Here is a 17,182-nt window from a genome sequence, read left to right as displayed (position 1 = left end):
TGAAGCCGATATAACCTTAAAAGTTAAATTACAAAATTAACCACCTGTATTTTTATAAGATTCTACTGAATAATTTCATGAAAAGAAAACATTTTATACCACGAATAGATGATATTAACCAAATAATTAGGCAAATCGCACAAAAGTATAATCCTAAACTTTTGAAAATGATTTCCGATAACTGCAATCAACGGTGCTTGCCTTTCTTCTTGGATTGCGAGGAAGTCACCACCGTAAATTAAATTAATTAAAATCCGCCCAAGATTTTTATATCTTTCAGGATTGCGGAAAAACTAACTGGCAATAATGCCAAACATGAAATAGGAGAACCCAAATGTCTTCAGTTATTAATTCAAATATTGCTTCACTGACAGCTCAGCGCAACCTGAATTCGTCACAGTCGTCACTCAATACATCACTGGAACGCTTATCCTCTGGATTAAGAATAAACAGTGCTAAAGATGACGCGGCTGGACTCGCGATTTCAGAAAGAATGACGACTCAAATTCGTGGATTGAATCAGGCAAATCGTAACGCCAATGATGGCATCTCGCTTACTCAAACAGCTGAAGGTGCATTGAGCGAAATGGGTAACAACTTGCAACGTATTCGCGAGCTGTCGGTCCAGGCATCCAATGCTACCAATACCGCTAGTGATCGCGCCGCACTTCAAGCTGAAGTCACGCAACTGACCTCTGAAATTCAGCGGGTTGCCAGTCAAACGCAATTTAACGGAATGAACTTGCTGGATGGTTCTTTCGGCACCTTCAATCTGCAAGTAGGCGCTAACGCCAATCAGACTATTTCTGCTTCGTCAGGCAACTTCCAAACTAATGCTTTCGGCAACTACCGTATCGGCGGGCTCGCTGCCTTTACAGCAGGTGGTGTTGGTGATCTCGTCGCAGGGACGATCGGCTCCAATAGCGACGCAGTAGGCAATGCCGTGCTGGTCAGCGGCACAACGGGAGATACATCCGGTGTCAACGGCGCTAAGGCTGCGGGTGACTTCAGGATTTCCACTTCCTCAGGAAACTTTGACGTCTATTATCGTGCAGGCGCCAGTGCCGCTGAGATGGCCAGTGCAATCAACAAGACCGGCAGTGGCGTCAATGCTTCCGCCACCACCGAAGTCGTGCTTGGGGCAGATACAGGTAGCGGCGCCGGGTTTCAGCAGAACACTACCTATTCTTTTGCAATTTCAACTGATTATTCAGATCCAACCAATACCAATACAGTTGATCCAAAATTTACGACCATTTCTTTTAAAACTGGTGGCTCAGATGATGCATCTGATGTCGATTCTGGCAGCTACCTGAGCACGGCCGTGAAAGCATTCAACGATGCTTCTGCCAAGACAGGATTCACCGCCGAGGCTGTGCAGTCAGAAGATGGTTATTGGTCTATCAAGCTGAGCAATACGAACGGTAACGACCTGCGTATTTTGAACAATTCCTATGACAATACTGGAACTGCGATTGGTATTACTGTCTCTGATATATCAGTGCTCGACGGTGACACTAATACAACTGACGCTTTAGCGGACACACTTGCTGGCGGTGGACTCGATACAACTACGGGAGTATGGACTAATGGCAACGGCGCCTGGTACACGGGCAAAGTGGTACTTGATTCCGCGCAATCGTTTAGTGTCACAACTGCCGTTGCGGATGTATTCCAAGATGCGGGAACACCGGGTACAGCGGCAGCGGGTACTTACGGCGCACAACTGCAAGCTACCAGCGCAGTCGATGTCACAACCTATGATGCCGCTCAACGTACGCTGGCAATTGTCGATGCCGCTCTGAGCACAGTCAACAGTCAGCGTGCTAACTTCGGTGCGCTGCAGAATCGACTTGAAAGCACTATGTCTAACTTGCAATCTACCTCGGAAAACTTGTCAGCCTCGCGTTCTCGGATTAGAGATGCTGATTTTGCTGCTGAATCGGCAAATCTGACTCGTAATCAGATTCTGCAGCAGGCTGGGGTAGCAATGTTGGCCCAAGCCAATCAATTGCCAAACAATGTCTTATCCTTGTTGAGATAAGCAATCATTTAGGAATGATTATGGGGTGGAACTTAATATGTGTAATGGCCACCCCACAATCATTTCCATAGTAGGAGATTTTTCATGATTACCAATTTATCCGGAAGTATGAGCAATGTTACTTCGCAATCTACATCTTTTCACTCTGCTCCGATTACTGGCAAGTCATCGACCGATCCAGTAAGCAATGGAAATATTTCTATTCCAAAAGCGCAGCCTGATACGACAAACCCTGTTCAGCCTGATCAATTGCAAAAAGCCGTGAACGAGATAGAGAAGTTCGCGCAAGCAGCATCACAAAACTTGAAATTCTCTATCGACGAAGATACCGGCAAGACCGTTATTAAAGTTATGGATGCCACAACCGATGAGATAGTTCGTCAAATTCCATCGGAAGAGGCAATCGATATAGCTCGCTCGCTCAGCAAGATTCATGGCGCACTGTTTAACGGCCACGCCTGATGTAATTGTTCCAGAATTAAGTCTATAGATAGATAGGAGAAAGCATGATCTCAGCACCAGGTCTCGGCTCAGGATTAGATGTCAACGGAATCGTCAGTCAACTCATGACAATCGAGCAACGTCCTCTCCTGCAACTAGGCACGAAAGAAGCAAAGCAGCAGGCAGAACTCTCAGCTTATGGCAACCTGAAAAGTGGTCTGTCAACTTTTCAGGGCACCGTTAAAGCATTAGCCAATCCATCTTTGTTCACTGGCGTTAAAGCTTCGATTGTTGATTCTACGATTGCTTCTGTTAGTGCAAAATCCAATGCTGAAATAGGTGCTCATACAATTGAAGTACAAACACTCGCACAAGCTCAGAAAATAAAATCCGAATCTTTTGCTTCACCCGGCGACACTATCGGCAGTGGTACGCTGACCATTGAATTTGGTACCTATAACGGTGATGGCACCTTCACTGAGAATTTAAAAAAAGCATCCAAGTCGATCACTATTGAACCTAGTCAATCATCCCTTGCGAATATACGCGATACAATTAATAAAGCCAATATCGGCGTCTCTGCAAGTATTGTCAATGACGGAAACGGCAATCGGTTAGTTTTGGCTTCAAATGATTCCGGCTTGAGCAATTCGCTGAAGATTACCGTAAATGACGCTGATTCAAACAATATTGATAACAGTGGCTTATCAAAACTTGCTTATGATGCATCAACCGGTGGCACAGCAAATATGTCCGAAACCGTGGCAGCACGAAATGCGACCATGGTGATCGATGGGATTACCATTACCAAGCCATCTAACACTGTCACCGATGCATTGCAAGGAGTAACGATCAATTTGTTCAAGGCAAATCCTGGAACAACTACTAGCCTATCAGTAACAAAGGATACAACCAGTGTGCAGACTGCAGTCAGTACGTTTGTGAATGCATATAACGAGTTGCAAAAAACTATCTCTAGCTTGTCTAATTACGATGTAACCAATCAACGGGCATCCGTCCTGACCGGTGATTCAACACTGCGATCTGTACAGACACAGCTGCGAAATGTATTGAATTCGAATTTACAAAGTGGTGCTGCAGGAGGATTGAACACACTATCACAAGCCGGTATCCGCTTCCAGAAAGATGGCACGTTACAGTTGGATAGCGGCAAATTAAATGCTGTTCTCAATGATCCCACCATGGATATGTCGTCGCTATTTGCAACAGATGGCATTGCTGTAAAACTGAGTCAAGTGATTGATGGGATGCTTAAAAACGATGGCTTAATTGATGGCCGCATGGATGGCATTAATGTTTCCATCAAGGATATCGGCAAACAACGCGATGCAGTGAATAGTCGTTTAGCAATTGTAGAACAACGATTTCGTGCCCAATTTGCAGCGCTGGATTCAACAATTGCCGGCATGAAACAAACCGGCGATTTTTTGCAGCAGCAATTATCTAGATTGCCTGGTGCTAATTCCGGTAATTAAAAATCACTAATTACTTACGAGGTAGAATACAAAATGTCCTTCACTACAAATGCAATATCTGCCTATCAACGCGTTGGTGTTGAAACAGGCGTTGAATCAGCGGATGCACACAAACTTATTCTGATGCTGTTCGAAGGCACACAAGAAGCTTTAGCCAGAACAAAAATGCATATGCAGCGGAATGAGATTGCTGAAAAAGGACAAATGATCTCAAAGGCTATAATAATAATTGACGAAGGCTTAAGTGCTTGCCTGGACATGAATGCAGGTGGCGATTTAGCGATTAAGCTCAAAGCACTTTACGATTATATGACACATCGATTATTGGTGGCTAATATGCAGAATAATCTTGAAATAATCGATGAAGTAAATATGCTTCTGTCTGAACTATATAGCGCCTGGAAAGAAATTGGACAGTCCAATGGAACTCAAGCCGCAATAAAAGCAATCAATATCTAATTAAAATTCTGGAATTCGAAAATGAGGACATGTAAAAGAATAAATCATACTCAAGTAATATCAATCTACGATGCCATTTTAGCAACCACTGGAAAAATGCTGACTGCTGCTCAAAATAGCGAGTGGGAGCAATTGACTGTATTAGAGCAAGAATGTAGGCAGTTAACCGATAGACTCAGAAATAATGATACAGAGCCTTTACTAGATAAGGAATTACAGCAAGAGAAGGTAAAAATTATACACCAAATATTGGATAATGATGCGCAGATTAGGGCGATTATTGAACCCTGGATGGCAAAACTACAGGATATGCTCAGCATTAATAGACGCACACGCAATCTTCAACAAACATATCAGCCTATTAGCAATATATAGACCTCCAAAAAGTAAATCAGAACATGTCGCTCCTACTGGATAAATACAAACAACTTAAATACAAGCTGTCGTGAATCCAATTATAATCAAAACAGATTTAATCACACCCCTGACACAGATAAAATCTGTGTCACCGATAACCCCTGTAACAGCAATTCCTGATTCACAAAATTCTGCTAACAAATTTGAACAAGGGCAGAAATATCAGGCATTCGTTGAAGCACGCTTACCTAATGGAAACTCCAGAGTTCTGGTGAACGATAAGCTACTTCAGATAGACCTACCAGCAAAATTTCAACCCGGCAGCAAGTTAGAATTAGTTTTCATATCGCACCAGCCAAATCTAAAATTCCTTATTCCTAACGAAACAGCCACACAATCTCAGGAAAATAATACTTCAATAAGCACTACGGGGAAGCTTATCGGTCTTTTAATGCAGGATACTTTAAGAAATGCCTCAGCGAATACAAATCCACCGCTTACAAGCTCTTCTCCCATGATGAGTGGAACACCAACAAATAGCACTGAATTACCCGGCTTATTGCAAAAAACAATTTCCCAAAGTGGGTTATTCTATGAATCACATCTTGCTCAATGGATTAATGGAGAAAATACACTGGAAAATTTACAACAAGAACCACAAGGCAAATTAATGTTAGCTATGCCTGAGTTACCTGTTGCTAAGACAGCTATTTCAGCTTCACTAGATCCTGAAATGCCAGTACACGCTCAGACGATACCTTTAGTTCAACAGCAGTTAAATACACTCGAATCAGGTCATCTGTTCTGGCGAGGTGAGGTTTGGCATGGACAAGCAATGGAATGGGATATTTATGAACAATCCAATGACGAAAGTAAGACCAGTGAATCCGATCATGCAACGCTGTGGCGCACACAGCTTCACTTATCATTGCCAGAGCTCGGAGAAATCTCCGCCAACATTTTATTTAACGCTCAAGGCATTAATATTAAATTGGAAACATCACAAGTAGATACAACTAGTTTATTAAAAAACAATCAATCACTGCTCACGACTGATATGCAATCCGCCGGATTGACTATCCAAACAGTAGAGATTCAATACAATGACAATGAATGAATCTTACCCAACTGCGGTCGCACTTGCGTATCGAGAAGGACAGACTGCACCTAAAGTAATTGCTAAAGGCCGTGGCCTCATTGCTCAAGAAATTATAAGGCGTGCTAAAGAAGCAGGAGTTTATGTTCATGAATCAAGTGAATTGGTCGCATTATTGATGCAGGTAAATCTCGACGATCGCATCCCACCACAACTTTATGTCGCAGTCGCCGAATTACTAGCATGGCTTTATCACCTGGAAAAAGCGAAAACACCCTTGACTGCAAATAGTCTTGACAGCAAGATCACACAAAAAATTTTAGAGGGAAATTTATAATGCTCGCATCAGATAAAAATACTGAAACATATGAAGTATTAGAGCCCACTAAACTATCCCCAGAAGAAAAGAGTGAGAAATTTCGCATTAACTCAGAAATTGATATTCTCTTTATACTTCGCGGAATCATGCAAGCAGATTCACTAATTACGCTTTATCCCGACTATGAGAGCGACTTTATACTAACATCCATTTTAGCCATAAACTCTGACAAGAAAGAAATGTTGATCGATTATGGCATTAATGATAAACACTGCCAAAAAGCGCTCCATTCTAAGGAATTAGTTTTTGTCACTACACAAAATAGAGTAAAAATAGAATTTGTCTGCGATCAAATCAAGAAAATACAATTTAATAATAAAGATGCATTTTTAGTTAATATTCCCAAAATGCTTCTACGTATACAAAGAAGAAACCATTTCCGTATTACTACTCCGATCGTAAAACCACTGAAATGTGTTATACCAATACCTGGAAAAAATGCGGCAAATCACAAAGCCGAAGTCGCACTTCTTGATATAAGTTGTGGCGGCACTGCTGTCATTGATCAACATCCAATTATCAATTTTGACCCAGGGATAATTTATAACAATTGCCAAATTTCCCTTCCAGAGATTGGTATTATCACTGTTAACATTCAGGTAAAAAATACTTATGAAATCACTTTACGTAACGGTCAAAATTGCATGCGCGCCGGATGTCAGTTTATTAATCTAGCCGCCGGTATGGAAGCTATGATACAACGCTATATTATTAAACAAGAACAAAATAGAAAAATGAAATAAATTAAGGCGTTCTGCACAGAAGAGCAACTTTAAGTCTGTTTGATCGGTCTCTTCCAGATTCTGAGCAAGAATTCCGCTTCTCGTTCAGACACCGCCGTAGCACAAGTTAAGAAGCGCTTGTTTCGTTTGTGGCGACATTTCTTAGCAGGAGCTTTGCTAAAGTGTAAGGTTTACAAGTACGACGTACGAGTCTAATAGAAAACAGCCAATAGCTTTTGCCGTTTCATCTAGTGATAGTCCTGGAATTGGACATTCTTAATCAACAAAATTTGCCAATGAGACAGGATAGTGTGAAACCAATACAGTTTATCATCTAGCCATGCGCCATCCGAAATAGTCAGAATCTTTCGAGAAGTCATCCCAAATAAACAATGGATCGGGAGTTGGATAGGTTGGAAGCCAAAAAGTGGCAAGATCCAATGCTCCATTTCCAGTACGGCTCGCGGTATGAAAAACTCCCCATAACAATCCTTCAGCAACACCAATTACTACATTCTTATCCCTCTGGCTCCACAAAATAATATTTTTAGGCAGTTCCATCCATCCGGTGGCTACATTAGCAACTCCACTTAGAATCTTCGTACCTGCTCTGCTAAAATAAACTCTGCCTGTAATTTCTTCCATTGCCTGAACCTGCGTCGAAAAAATAAAACATAACAGTATTATTAGAGCTAATTGTTTGATTGTTCTCATTATTAATTATCTCCTTATAGTTTTAAACAATAGCGGCGATGAATCCTTTGAAACATTTAATGAATAATATCGAATATAGTATGATTGAAGCCAACTTAATTAACATGGAGTGATTCTAAAAATGTCTAATATGATAGAAATTGTTTTATATTCTGCAATTGCACTGATTGCTGGGTTACTTGTTGCACAGTTTATCAATGAGAAATTTAGAAAATAATATGCCCGCTCAGAAAACCACTCATGCAGTGTAATGCTCCTTAATTCTAATCGATGTCATTTTAAATAAGATTGACCATACAGTATTTCGTGATAGAAGAGCCAAGGTAGTGACCTACAATTGCTTCCAAGATACGCTTTATATTCCAATTGAATATCAATCCTTACTCATTTCCAATTTTCGTCACAGTCATTGGTCCGATTACTGCATAGACATAAATAGCCGCACGATTTCATATTGAATCAGCCTGGGATACGTCTAGAATCGATAAATCCTGGCTCGAGCAATCCGGGAAAACAATGTTTTAAAGAAATAAAGATAATCTGATTAATCTTTAACTACTCAAACGGATCTGAACATGAAAAAAAAAATCTTGATAACCGCACTAATACTTTCATTGATTCTATATGGATATTATGCAATCACTGGTGATGAAATAGTATTGGCGCCCATATTGCTTGGCCTCCTTGTTTCCTTTACTTGTGCAATGATGTTGCTGACAGAAAAATAGCTACAGAAACCGAAGCCTCATTAAATATATGCAAACCAAGACCCAGTCACTCATAGAGTCATCCGCTAATGTTACCATCGGCTATTTTGTAGCTTTGGCTGCACAAATGATCGTGTTCCCACTTTATGAAATAGAAGTCAGCATCAATCAAAACATTCAAATTGGATTGATTTTCACGGCTGTTTCAATAGCGCGCAGCTATCTGTTGAGACGATTTTTCAACCACTACCATCACCATCGCTCCGCAAACTAAGATAATCATCCGCCAATTGACATCATGAATGTGTCTGGCAGCTAGCTTCGTATCTCATCACTCCACATTAAGCATTTGCTGCAAACTTCAAAACATCTTAATAAAAATTATTTATCCCAGATTTCCCATTAGGTTTGATTTCTAATGGAAGCCATTATAATAAATTGTTATAAATATGAGGTATGCAGATTGTGAAAACCGCATCAAGGAACTGAAATATGACTTTGGCGGAGATAGCCTCAATCTCAAGAACTTCTGGGCTACCGAGGCGGCTTTGTTAACGGTCATGATGGCTTACAATTTAATGAGCCTGTTTCGTCAGGGGGTAATGAGAAGCAACACCGTTTCTGGTAAGCCGGATGTTCAGCACACCCTAAAAACGCTACGCTACAAGCTCTTTGCCAAAGCAGCTTACATCACAAATGACGGGCGAAAGAAAATCATAAATATGGCCGTTGCTATGCAACATCGTGAGTGGTTTGAAGGACTCTGGGACAAGTCCAAGTCCTTCGATTTGCCCATGAAATTTAAGCCCGTCTTCTCTCCTTAGAAAGTTCTAATGGAAAATCTGGGTTCAAGATAACGATGACTATCGTAATCCATGACCGCAATCACATCACCTCGCTGAACATTATCGACTGCCAATGCCGCACCGAATTGCTGAATTCGTGCGTACACTTGACAATAACTCAAACGCAAATAATCACGATAAACAATTTCTTGCTCGGGTGCATTCGCCAAAGGCGTATGCCAAAGCTGTTTTAGTAGCGGTGGGTACAATGCTTTTTCCTTTGACTGAATAAACAGTTCGAACAAAAATAAATACCCAACCAGAAATTTTCTGTCCAAATATTTGCCTAAGAATCATACGTCTGACTGACATCAGCAATCGGATTAGAATCTCAATTTCAACTTTTGATTCAGTAGTAACTGTATAAGTATTTCTATAGATCAACCCTGCAATTCAAATTATAGCTTGCAAGGAATCTAAACATCATAACAACAGATTTCACTTATTAAGTACGGTTGTTTAGAAATTGAATTTTAAGCAAAACCGAACCAGATCCAGCAGATAAATCACAGGAGAAGAGTTATGAAACAATTTACACTACTATTACCCACTTTGCTTTTGTTTGGCTGCGCGGGGTTACCATCGGCTATCAAAAATGCGCCAGCAACCAACGTTTCCTATATTCAGATTAGTCATGACATCAATAATTATAAGGGTATACCCGTTCGCTGGGGAGGGGTGATTATTGAAGTGAAAAATGAAGAACATGCAAGTCTGATGCAAGTTTTATATTATCCTCTCGATTTCAATGGTCGCCCACAGTTACACAAAACGGGAGAAGGTCGCTTTGTAATTAAAAGCGCTGAGTTTCTAGATCCTGTTTTCTATGCAAAAGATAGAGAAATTACTGTTGCCGGGATCATTTCTGGAGATATTGAACGGACTGTTGGCAAAAGAATTATTCGAGTTCCGCTATTATCGGCAACAGCTATACACCTTTGGCCAATCTATCCCTACTACTATGACAACCGTGGTTATGCGCATCCTTATTTTGGCTATCCCACCAATCCCGGTTCCTACCCTTTTTTCCGGGGAAGAAATAGCGGACCCTATTAATACCGCTGGGAACCTACAGTATTTCTAACAGCAACATGAAAAACCACCCATGCTGCGCCCATAAATGTTAAAAGGAATCAATTGAAATGACCTCTTTTTTGTCAACAACATGCCCATTCTGCAGAAGATTCTCGTAAAAATGCAACTGATTCTTGCCATTTTGTTTTGCATAATAAAGCGCCTGATCTGCACGTCCGATGATTTCGGACGCCAGGTAGTTCACCTCGTTAATCAAGGTCGCGCCCATGCTGATTGTCACGGTATCAATTTGCGGAAAACGATATTCCTGAATCTTATTGCGAAAACGCTCCAGCGCTCTATGAGCTTCTTCTTTATTGGAAGCGCGAAAAATTACTACAAATTCCTCTCCACCAAAACGAAATAATAAATCCCTTGTACGGAAATTTTGCTTCATCACATAAGATAACAGTAGTAAAACTTCATCCCCCATAATATGTCCAAACCGATCATTGATCGATTTGAAATCATCTATATCGACTATGGCAAGGCAGAATCTTTCTGTTTCTGCATAAGACTTTCTCCGATTTGGCTCATTCCCAACCTGTTCCTGATTCATATCAGAACTTAAAGTATGCACGCTTATTTTCTTGATATTTTCTTCAAAAGTTTGACGATTCAATAGACCCGTTAACTTGTCTTTCTGACTTTCATCCAACAAACTACGAAAATTATGCGTAATACTCAACAAACTGGAAATAATCAGCATTTCGTCTTCAGTTAATGAGTGAGATAGTTCAAAAGTCAACATCCCCTCAATTTTATTGACAGCCAGTATGGGATAAACTACCAGATAACGGTCTACCTGGTGATGAATATAAGGTTTTTTCGTTGTCTCTATCCATAACTGAGCAGTTCTGATTTCCTCAGGAATCGTTATTTCAGTTGTATAAATCTCCTGTGATTCTGAAAACTGCCTTTTATTGTCATCTTGAGCCAGATTAGCTGAATACGTCGAAAACCAGCACGTGGTATCGGTTTGATTAAGGCTGTACATTGAAATCTGATTAATTCTTAAAAGCTCAGCCAATGTTTTCAACAAACTGAACTCAAACAATTCTATGTCTCGAATCGTAGTCAGAGATACTAATTTATTGAGCAAAGAAGGTGGTCCAGCGTCTTTTTTATCAAGCATGTGGAAGATTGGGATGACAAGGCAATATCGTGATTATATCTATATTATTTAGATGGGTGAAACTTCAATATCAATAAAAAGGGTTTAAAATCGCTGTAAAAAACTATCAGACTCATGTAGGAATTAGCGATTGAGAATTTATGTAGGCTGCAGACAACTACAGAGACTACAGTAGACTTAGTAGTAGAGTACCACCAGATCTACCTGTCAGGGTTTATAGCAAAAAACTTAACAATCAGTTAAGCAGAAAATAATTGATGAAAGGAAAAAAATCATGCATGTAACCATCGTTTATGCTTCAGTCAAACCAGAAAAAGTAGAGGCATTTAAGAAAGCTTGTCGACTCAACCACGAAAACTCCATTCTTGAACCGGGCAATGTGCGTTTTGATATTCTGCAATCCACGGATGATCCAACGAAGTTTGTATTTTACGAAGCCTATAAAACTCAGCAGGATGCACTCGCCCATAAAGAGACCGCACATTACCTGGCATGGCGGAATACCGTCGCAGACTGGATGGCGGAACCGCGTCAAGGCGTTCCCTATCAAGGCTTGTATCCGGTCGTAAACGGCTAATGTTTAATTTCTCTATTGCTCGACTGCCGCGCATCGAATTTGGCACTGGTGTTATCAAAAAACTGCCGGACATTGTAGCAAGTTATGGCTCGCGCATCTTACTCGTTACAGGCGCTCGCTCGTTCATTAACACCAGTCACTGGCAAGCTTTGATTGATCAACTCCAACAACGCACGATCAACTGGCAGCATTGCGTGGTTGCTGAAGAACCTTCTCCTGCGCTGATTGATGATCTGGTAAAAACATATGCAGACCATCCTCTGGATGTGGTGGTGGGTATCGGCGGCGGCAGTGCTTTGGATGCCGCAAAAGCCATCGCCGGCCTAGTGAAAATTCAACGATCTGTAATGGATTACCTGGAAGGCGTAGGGCCGGAATTACCATACCAGGGCCCATCCATCCCGTTTATTGCCGTCCCCACCACCGCTGGCACCGGCAGCGAAGCCACCAAAAATGCCGTACTCAGTGTGCAAGGTAAAAACGGTTTTAAGAAATCATTCCGACATGACAAACTGGTCGCTGAATACGCCATCATCGATCCGGATTTACTGGCCAGCTGTCCGCCCGATGTTATCGCCGCCAACGGCATGGATGCGTTAACGCAACTGCTGGAATCGTATGTATCGGCCAAATCCAAAGCCTTCACCGACGCATTAGCGATCAGCGGCATGCACGCCGCCCGAGATGCTTTGATCCCACTCTACCGTCAGGAAGGAGAACTGCAAACACATCGCGAAAAAATGGCCTATGCCGCCCTGCTCTCCGGCATCACGCTGGCGCAAGTGGGTCTTGGTGCAGTACATGGACTGGCCTCCCCATTAGGCGCTTTTTATCCGATTCCGCACGGTGTCGTCTGCGGCACCCTGGTCGCGCCCGCTACACGAATCAATATTCAAAGCATGCTGGCACGCGAACCCGGCAACAAGGCACTAGCAAAGTACCTGCATGTTGCCGAAATTCTCTGCCAGAAACGCTTCGTTGATCCTCAATCCGCATACAACGCATTAATTAATCTGCTGGCGCAGTGGACCAGCGAGCTCGCTCTGCCACGGCTATCGCATTACGGTTTGCAAGAAACCGCATTGGACAAGGTCATAGCCAACTGTCGCGGCAGCAGCATGAAAACCAATCCGATTGTGTTGGAAGATGAAGAAATCAGGCAGATTTTGCTTGAAAGGATATAGAGGTCAAGGAAAATTTATTTTAAGAAAATCAAATAACCATAACCACTACTGTCCCGTTAACTTTCAAAGCAGAGACATCTGACTATCAGAGACGTAATTAAGATTGTCAACATTTTTCTGGACAAAAGCTAAGCAGCATCAGAATCGTGCCTGACGATCACTTCGCCTTCATCGGTTTTCGCCTGGCCTCAAGTTGAAAAGGTAGACAAGCACGAAGGCCGGTAGGCCTCAAATTAGTAGCCTTCGGTCAGACAGTTGAGACGGAGCGAGACAGTCAGGCCGAATGCTTAAAATTTTACACAAACACCTCATTCAAAAAATTTTCAATCGACCGATACGCCCGATTCGCCGCCACTTCCTTGTACACCGTGCCAAAGTTCGGATTATTGGCTTTCGGGTTGGTAAACGCGTGCATCGTGCCGCCGTAGACGTGCACTTGCCAATCCACGTTGGCTTGAGTCATCTCGGTTTCAAACGCGAGCACCTGTTCCGGCGGGACCATCGGGTCGTCGTGACCGTGCAGGCAGAGTACCTTTGAAGTGATGTTTGCATTGGCGATATTGCCAGGCGCAAAAATGCCGTGAACGCAGATCACGCCTTGCACATCTGCACCGGAGCGCGCCAATTCCAATACGCACATGCCTCCAAAACAAAAACCCATCGCGGCAATTTTGGTGATATCGACCTGCGGCAATTGTCGTACTGCTTGAAGTGCGGCGTTAATTCTGTGCCGCAGCAAGGCCCGGTCCTGGGCAAATGGTGCCATCAAGGCACCGTTCTTTTCTGCATCACCATCGGCACCGAATATGCCTTTTCCGTACATATCCAGCGCAAAACCGACATAGCCCATGTCGGCGATTCTTTCTGCTGCTTTGCACGCCATTTCGCGCCGCCCGCTCCAATCATGTGCAACCAGCACAACGGGTTTATGTTTTCCTGTTTCGTGGTAAGCCAGGTAGCCTTCCAAACCTGTGTTGCCATCCTGATAATCGATTGTTTGTGTAATCATATAATTACCTCTTCTCGCAAATGATAGGGTTTGTTGTCAATTAAAACAGTGATAATCTTATTGTGCAATGTTAATGTATTTGCATGGAAACTCATTCAAAGGATTCGATCATGACCCATACACTCAAATCATTCTTAACCGGCATTTCAGCGCTCACGCTGTGTGCAGCATCCGCTCAGATCTCAGCGCAGGATTTTCCTACACAAAAAACTCTACCACTTGAATTATCAACCCAGGCGGCGATGGCGGCAATCAAAAAATGTCATGACGATGGATTCAGAGTCAGCGTGGCCATTGTGGATCAATCCGGATTACTCAAAGTGCAGTTGAAAGCCGATGGCGCCGGGCCGCACACGCTCGATAGCAGCCGCCGCAAGGCCTACACCGCCAACAGCTTGCGCGATTCGACGCATAAATTTGCCGTGCTGGTGGCGCAAAAACCGGAATTGCAAAGCTTGACGCGAATGAATGAAAACATTCTGTTATTGGGTGGCGGCTTTCCGATCAAGATCGGCGGAGAAGTGGTGGGCGGAATAGGCGTCGGCGGTGCTCCAGGGATTGAATATGACGAAGCTTGTGCCAGCGCGGCACTAAAAGTTCTAAAAGCAGACGATACGTTTGAGAAAAAGTGATTATTCTCTCCGCATCATGGTGGCATATGCAATGAACATTTCCTCCAGAAACAGGCGCGGATTGAGTGGATGATGCGACAGTTGTTGTTTGGTGTTGAGCTCACGTGTGAAAGTCACGCACGCAGGCAAATTGATCTGCTCGCTTAACACTTGAATGGTCGACAACTGATTCAAATAGTAGCGGATTTTTCCAGTGGTGCGATAACTGACCAGATCGTAGCACCATTTTTGCAGCCAATTGACAACAACGGACAGATTCGTTTGCAGTAACGTTCCGGCCAACCACAGAGGATCAAATTGCTTGGGATTGGCAATATGCTGGAGAAATTGTTCATAGTGCGCTGCGTATTCGCCCTTATCCATCAATAATGCAGATAATGGTGCGTAACCGGCGGCGGCGAGACGACATTGTGGATCATCGACCGCCTGCTGTTTCAGCCATGCCACGGCAGTTTCAACATCCGGGATTGGCATCGCAATCTGCTGACAGCGGCTGCGTACTGTCGGCAACAAATGCTGCGCTTGGTGCGTAATCAGGATGAACAACACATTGTGCGGTGGTTCTTCGAGTTTCTTCAGCAATGCATTGGCAGAGGCTGTATTCATCGTTTCAGCAGGATAGATCAGGATAATCTTGTAACCACTTTGATGGCCGGTTAGATAAACAAAATCGGATAATTTGCGGATTTGCTCGATACTGATTTGCTGGCTGGCGCTTTTTTTGGTTGCCGCTCTACTTGCTTTTTCTTCGCTCTCTTCCTTCTCGCTGCTCCCTCTCAACATGACAGCGAATGCTTCCGGTATTACTGGATAAAAATTGGGATGACTGTTTTTCTCAAACCAGCCGCAACTCAAACATTTCCCGCAAGCATTGTAGTCAGCCATTGGCGCGGCGCAAAGCAATGATTTCGCCAATTGGCACGCGAAATCATACTTGCCGATGCCTTGTTTACCTTTGAGCAGCAACGCATGACCCCAGAATTGACGGCTGCGCAGCAATTTTCGCCATATTTCCTGTTGCCAACTATAAATTTCACTCATGACTCAGCAAAGGCTGCAACGTCTGTTCAACCGCAGCATTAACATCGGCTAAAGATCGGCTGCTGTCGATGATTCTGATGCGCTCAGGAAACTGCTTTGCTCTATCCTGATACGCTGCACGCACGCGCTGAAAAAAATCGGCTTGTTCTTTCTCAAAACGATCCTTGCTCTTAGATTGGTAGACACGCTGCTGCCCGACTTCCACCGGCACGTCGAAATAGAGCGTCAAGTCAGGCTGCAAATCGCCCTGCACCCAGTGTTCCAAAATGGCCAGTTTACCGCTATCCAATCCCCTGCCTCCACTCTGATAAGCAAAGCTGGCATCCGTGAAACGATCCGATATCACCCATTGACCTTGCGTGAGTGCAGGCAAAATGACTTTATCCAAGTGCTCACGTCGCGCGGCGAACATCAACAGCGCTTCGGTTTCCGCATGCATGATCATGGTCTTATTCAGCAACAACGCGCGCAACTGCTCGCCCAAAGTCGTTCCACCCGGTTCGCGTGTCACCACGACGGGCTTTCCCGCATCTTGCAATAGTTCGACAATCCACGCCAGTTGGGTCGATTTTCCCGCACCGTCTATGCCTTCCAGCGTAATGAATTTGCCTTGCTTCATGCGATTCCGATTTTCAAGTTTTGTTAAGGTAAGTTACCATGCAGGAACATTCAATTTCAGCAATTCTAACGCATGCAAATCGATGCATCAGGTTTTCTTGATACCGCCGAATTTATCGCCTCCCTCAATTGTGACGAACGTCCAGCGGATACGGAAATCAGCTTATTGGTTATTCACAACATCAGTCTTCCACCCAACGAATTTGGTGGCAGTGGCGTGATAGAATTGTTTACTAACCAACTCGACCCGCAAGCGCATCCACATTACCCATCGTTACAGGGCTTGAAAGTATCGGCGCATTTTTTCATTCGCCGCGAGGGTACGATCATTCAATTTGTACCCTGCACTAAACGCGCCTGGCATGCAGGTATTTCCCATTGGCAAGGTAAAACACGTTGCAACGATTTTTCGATCGGCATAGAACTTGAAGGCAGTGACACCGAACCGTTTACTGAAAATCAATACTCATCATTAATTGCACTGACGCACTGCCTATGCCGACAATATCCCATCCGGCATATTGTCGGGCACTCGGATATCGCACCTGACCGCAAAACAGATCCAGGGCCTTGTTTCGATTGGGATAAGTATAAGTTGAACCTAGGCAATGAGAAGTTCTTCAGTACAATCAAAAATTTACCATGATGCGGC

At 43.3% G+C, this 17,182-nt stretch carries 21 protein-coding genes; 15 read left to right on the top strand and 6 right to left on the bottom strand.

The window, feature by feature from the left end:
* Nucleotides 1–334: 334 nt before the first annotated feature.
* The 8 genes from C7H79_RS19335 (at nucleotide 335) to C7H79_RS03165 (ending at nucleotide 7,015) form a co-directional block, all read left to right on the top strand.
* Nucleotides 335–2,044: a flagellin N-terminal helical domain-containing protein gene (locus C7H79_RS19335; RefSeq protein WP_106705852.1), complete on the top strand. Its 1,710-nt coding sequence runs from the start codon at nucleotides 335–337 to the stop codon at nucleotides 2,042–2,044.
* Between the two features lie 84 nt (nucleotides 2,045–2,128).
* Nucleotides 2,129–2,506 (top strand): flagellar protein FlaG, encoded by a 378-nt coding sequence (locus C7H79_RS03195; protein ID WP_242447114.1) that lies wholly within the window; start codon nucleotides 2,129–2,131, stop codon nucleotides 2,504–2,506.
* A 44-nt stretch (nucleotides 2,507–2,550) separates the two neighbouring features.
* Nucleotides 2,551–3,981: a flagellar filament capping protein FliD gene (fliD, locus tag C7H79_RS03190; protein ID WP_106705851.1), complete on the top strand. Its 1,431-nt coding sequence runs from the start codon at nucleotides 2,551–2,553 to the stop codon at nucleotides 3,979–3,981.
* Nucleotides 3,982–4,014: 33 nt separating this feature from the next.
* Entirely contained in the window at nucleotides 4,015–4,440 is a 426-nt protein-coding gene (gene fliS, locus C7H79_RS03185) for a flagellar export chaperone FliS (protein WP_106705850.1), read from the top strand.
* A 21-nt stretch (nucleotides 4,441–4,461) separates the two neighbouring features.
* A complete protein-coding gene (locus C7H79_RS03180; RefSeq protein ID WP_242447113.1) occupies nucleotides 4,462–4,815 on the top strand; it encodes a flagellar protein FliT in 354 nt (117 codons plus the stop codon).
* A gap of 127 nt (nucleotides 4,816–4,942) precedes the next feature.
* Entirely contained in the window at nucleotides 4,943–5,914 is a 972-nt protein-coding gene (gene fliK / locus C7H79_RS03175; protein ID WP_242447112.1) for a flagellar hook-length control protein FliK, read from the top strand.
* On the top strand, nucleotides 5,901–6,230 hold the full coding sequence (locus C7H79_RS03170; protein WP_106705848.1) for an EscU/YscU/HrcU family type III secretion system export apparatus switch protein: 330 nt from the start codon (nucleotides 5,901–5,903) through the stop codon (nucleotides 6,228–6,230). Before fliK ends, C7H79_RS03170 begins: the two co-directional genes overlap by 14 nt.
* On the top strand, nucleotides 6,230–7,015 hold the full coding sequence (locus tag C7H79_RS03165) for a flagellar brake protein (protein ID WP_106705847.1): 786 nt from the start codon (nucleotides 6,230–6,232) through the stop codon (nucleotides 7,013–7,015). Before C7H79_RS03170 ends, C7H79_RS03165 begins: the two co-directional genes overlap by 1 nt.
* A gap of 309 nt (nucleotides 7,016–7,324) precedes the next feature.
* Here the strand turns inward: C7H79_RS03165 and C7H79_RS03160 are convergent, their stop codons facing one another.
* The gene (locus C7H79_RS03160) at nucleotides 7,325–7,708 is read right to left on the bottom strand and encodes an exosortase system-associated protein, TIGR04073 family (RefSeq protein ID WP_106705846.1); all 384 of its coding nucleotides are present in this window, start codon (nucleotides 7,706–7,708) and stop codon (nucleotides 7,325–7,327) included.
* 756 nt (nucleotides 7,709–8,464) lie between these two features.
* Here C7H79_RS03160 and C7H79_RS19660 point away from each other — a divergent pair.
* Both C7H79_RS19660 and C7H79_RS03150 read left to right on the top strand, forming a co-directional pair.
* Complete coding sequence (locus tag C7H79_RS19660) at nucleotides 8,465–8,689, top strand: DUF7220 family protein (RefSeq protein ID WP_445164645.1); 225 nt, start codon at nucleotides 8,465–8,467, stop codon at nucleotides 8,687–8,689.
* A 175-nt stretch (nucleotides 8,690–8,864) separates the two neighbouring features.
* On the top strand, nucleotides 8,865–9,239 hold the full coding sequence (locus C7H79_RS03150) for a transposase (protein ID WP_106705844.1): 375 nt from the start codon (nucleotides 8,865–8,867) through the stop codon (nucleotides 9,237–9,239).
* Here the strand turns inward: C7H79_RS03150 and C7H79_RS03145 are convergent.
* A complete protein-coding gene (locus C7H79_RS03145) occupies nucleotides 9,236–9,538 on the bottom strand; it encodes a hypothetical protein (RefSeq protein WP_197714585.1) in 303 nt (100 codons plus the stop codon). The genes C7H79_RS03150 and C7H79_RS03145 overlap by 4 nt on opposite strands.
* A gap of 244 nt (nucleotides 9,539–9,782) precedes the next feature.
* On the opposite strand from C7H79_RS03145, the gene C7H79_RS03140 reads away from it, so the two are divergent.
* On the top strand, nucleotides 9,783–10,316 hold the full coding sequence (locus tag C7H79_RS03140; protein WP_106705843.1) for a Slp family lipoprotein: 534 nt from the start codon (nucleotides 9,783–9,785) through the stop codon (nucleotides 10,314–10,316).
* A gap of 67 nt (nucleotides 10,317–10,383) precedes the next feature.
* On the opposite strand, the gene C7H79_RS03135 is transcribed toward C7H79_RS03140, so the two are convergent.
* Nucleotides 10,384–11,469 (bottom strand): GGDEF domain-containing protein, encoded by a 1,086-nt coding sequence (locus C7H79_RS03135; protein ID WP_106705842.1) that lies wholly within the window; start codon nucleotides 11,467–11,469, stop codon nucleotides 10,384–10,386.
* A 274-nt stretch (nucleotides 11,470–11,743) separates the two neighbouring features.
* On the opposite strand from C7H79_RS03135, the gene C7H79_RS03130 reads away from it, so the two are divergent.
* On the top strand, nucleotides 11,744–12,046 hold the full coding sequence (locus tag C7H79_RS03130) for an antibiotic biosynthesis monooxygenase (protein ID WP_106705841.1): 303 nt from the start codon (nucleotides 11,744–11,746) through the stop codon (nucleotides 12,044–12,046).
* Nucleotides 12,046–13,230 (top strand): iron-containing alcohol dehydrogenase, encoded by a 1,185-nt coding sequence (locus C7H79_RS03125; protein WP_106705840.1) that lies wholly within the window; start codon nucleotides 12,046–12,048, stop codon nucleotides 13,228–13,230. The genes C7H79_RS03130 and C7H79_RS03125 overlap by 1 nt, the downstream gene beginning before the upstream one ends.
* Before the next feature lie 295 nt (nucleotides 13,231–13,525).
* Here C7H79_RS03125 and C7H79_RS03120 read toward each other — a convergent pair whose 3' ends face one another.
* Complete coding sequence (locus C7H79_RS03120; RefSeq protein WP_106705839.1) at nucleotides 13,526–14,239, bottom strand: dienelactone hydrolase family protein; 714 nt, start codon at nucleotides 14,237–14,239, stop codon at nucleotides 13,526–13,528.
* Nucleotides 14,240–14,349: 110 nt separating this feature from the next.
* On the opposite strand from C7H79_RS03120, the gene C7H79_RS03115 reads away from it, so the two are divergent.
* The gene (locus tag C7H79_RS03115; protein WP_106705838.1) at nucleotides 14,350–14,871 is read left to right on the top strand and encodes a GlcG/HbpS family heme-binding protein; all 522 of its coding nucleotides are present in this window, start codon (nucleotides 14,350–14,352) and stop codon (nucleotides 14,869–14,871) included.
* Here the strand turns inward: C7H79_RS03115 and holB are convergent, their stop codons facing one another.
* Both holB and tmk read right to left on the bottom strand, forming a co-directional pair.
* The gene (holB, locus tag C7H79_RS03110) at nucleotides 14,872–15,912 is read right to left on the bottom strand and encodes a DNA polymerase III subunit delta' (RefSeq protein WP_106705837.1); all 1,041 of its coding nucleotides are present in this window, start codon (nucleotides 15,910–15,912) and stop codon (nucleotides 14,872–14,874) included.
* Entirely contained in the window at nucleotides 15,905–16,531 is a 627-nt protein-coding gene (tmk, locus tag C7H79_RS03105) for a dTMP kinase (protein ID WP_106705836.1), read from the bottom strand. Before tmk ends, holB begins: the two co-directional genes overlap by 8 nt.
* A 72-nt stretch (nucleotides 16,532–16,603) precedes the next feature.
* Here tmk and ampD point away from each other — a divergent pair, with 72 nt between their 5' ends.
* Nucleotides 16,604–17,176, top strand: a complete 573-nt coding sequence (ampD, locus tag C7H79_RS03100) for a 1,6-anhydro-N-acetylmuramyl-L-alanine amidase AmpD (RefSeq protein WP_106705835.1) — start codon at nucleotides 16,604–16,606, stop codon at nucleotides 17,174–17,176.
* Nucleotides 17,177–17,182: the final 6 nt, after the last annotated feature.

It is taken from the genome of Nitrosomonas supralitoralis, from assembly GCF_003011925.2.
GTDB lineage: Bacteria > Pseudomonadota > Gammaproteobacteria > Burkholderiales > Nitrosomonadaceae > Nitrosomonas > Nitrosomonas supralitoralis.
This window is presented reverse-complemented; position numbering and strand designations above follow the sequence as displayed.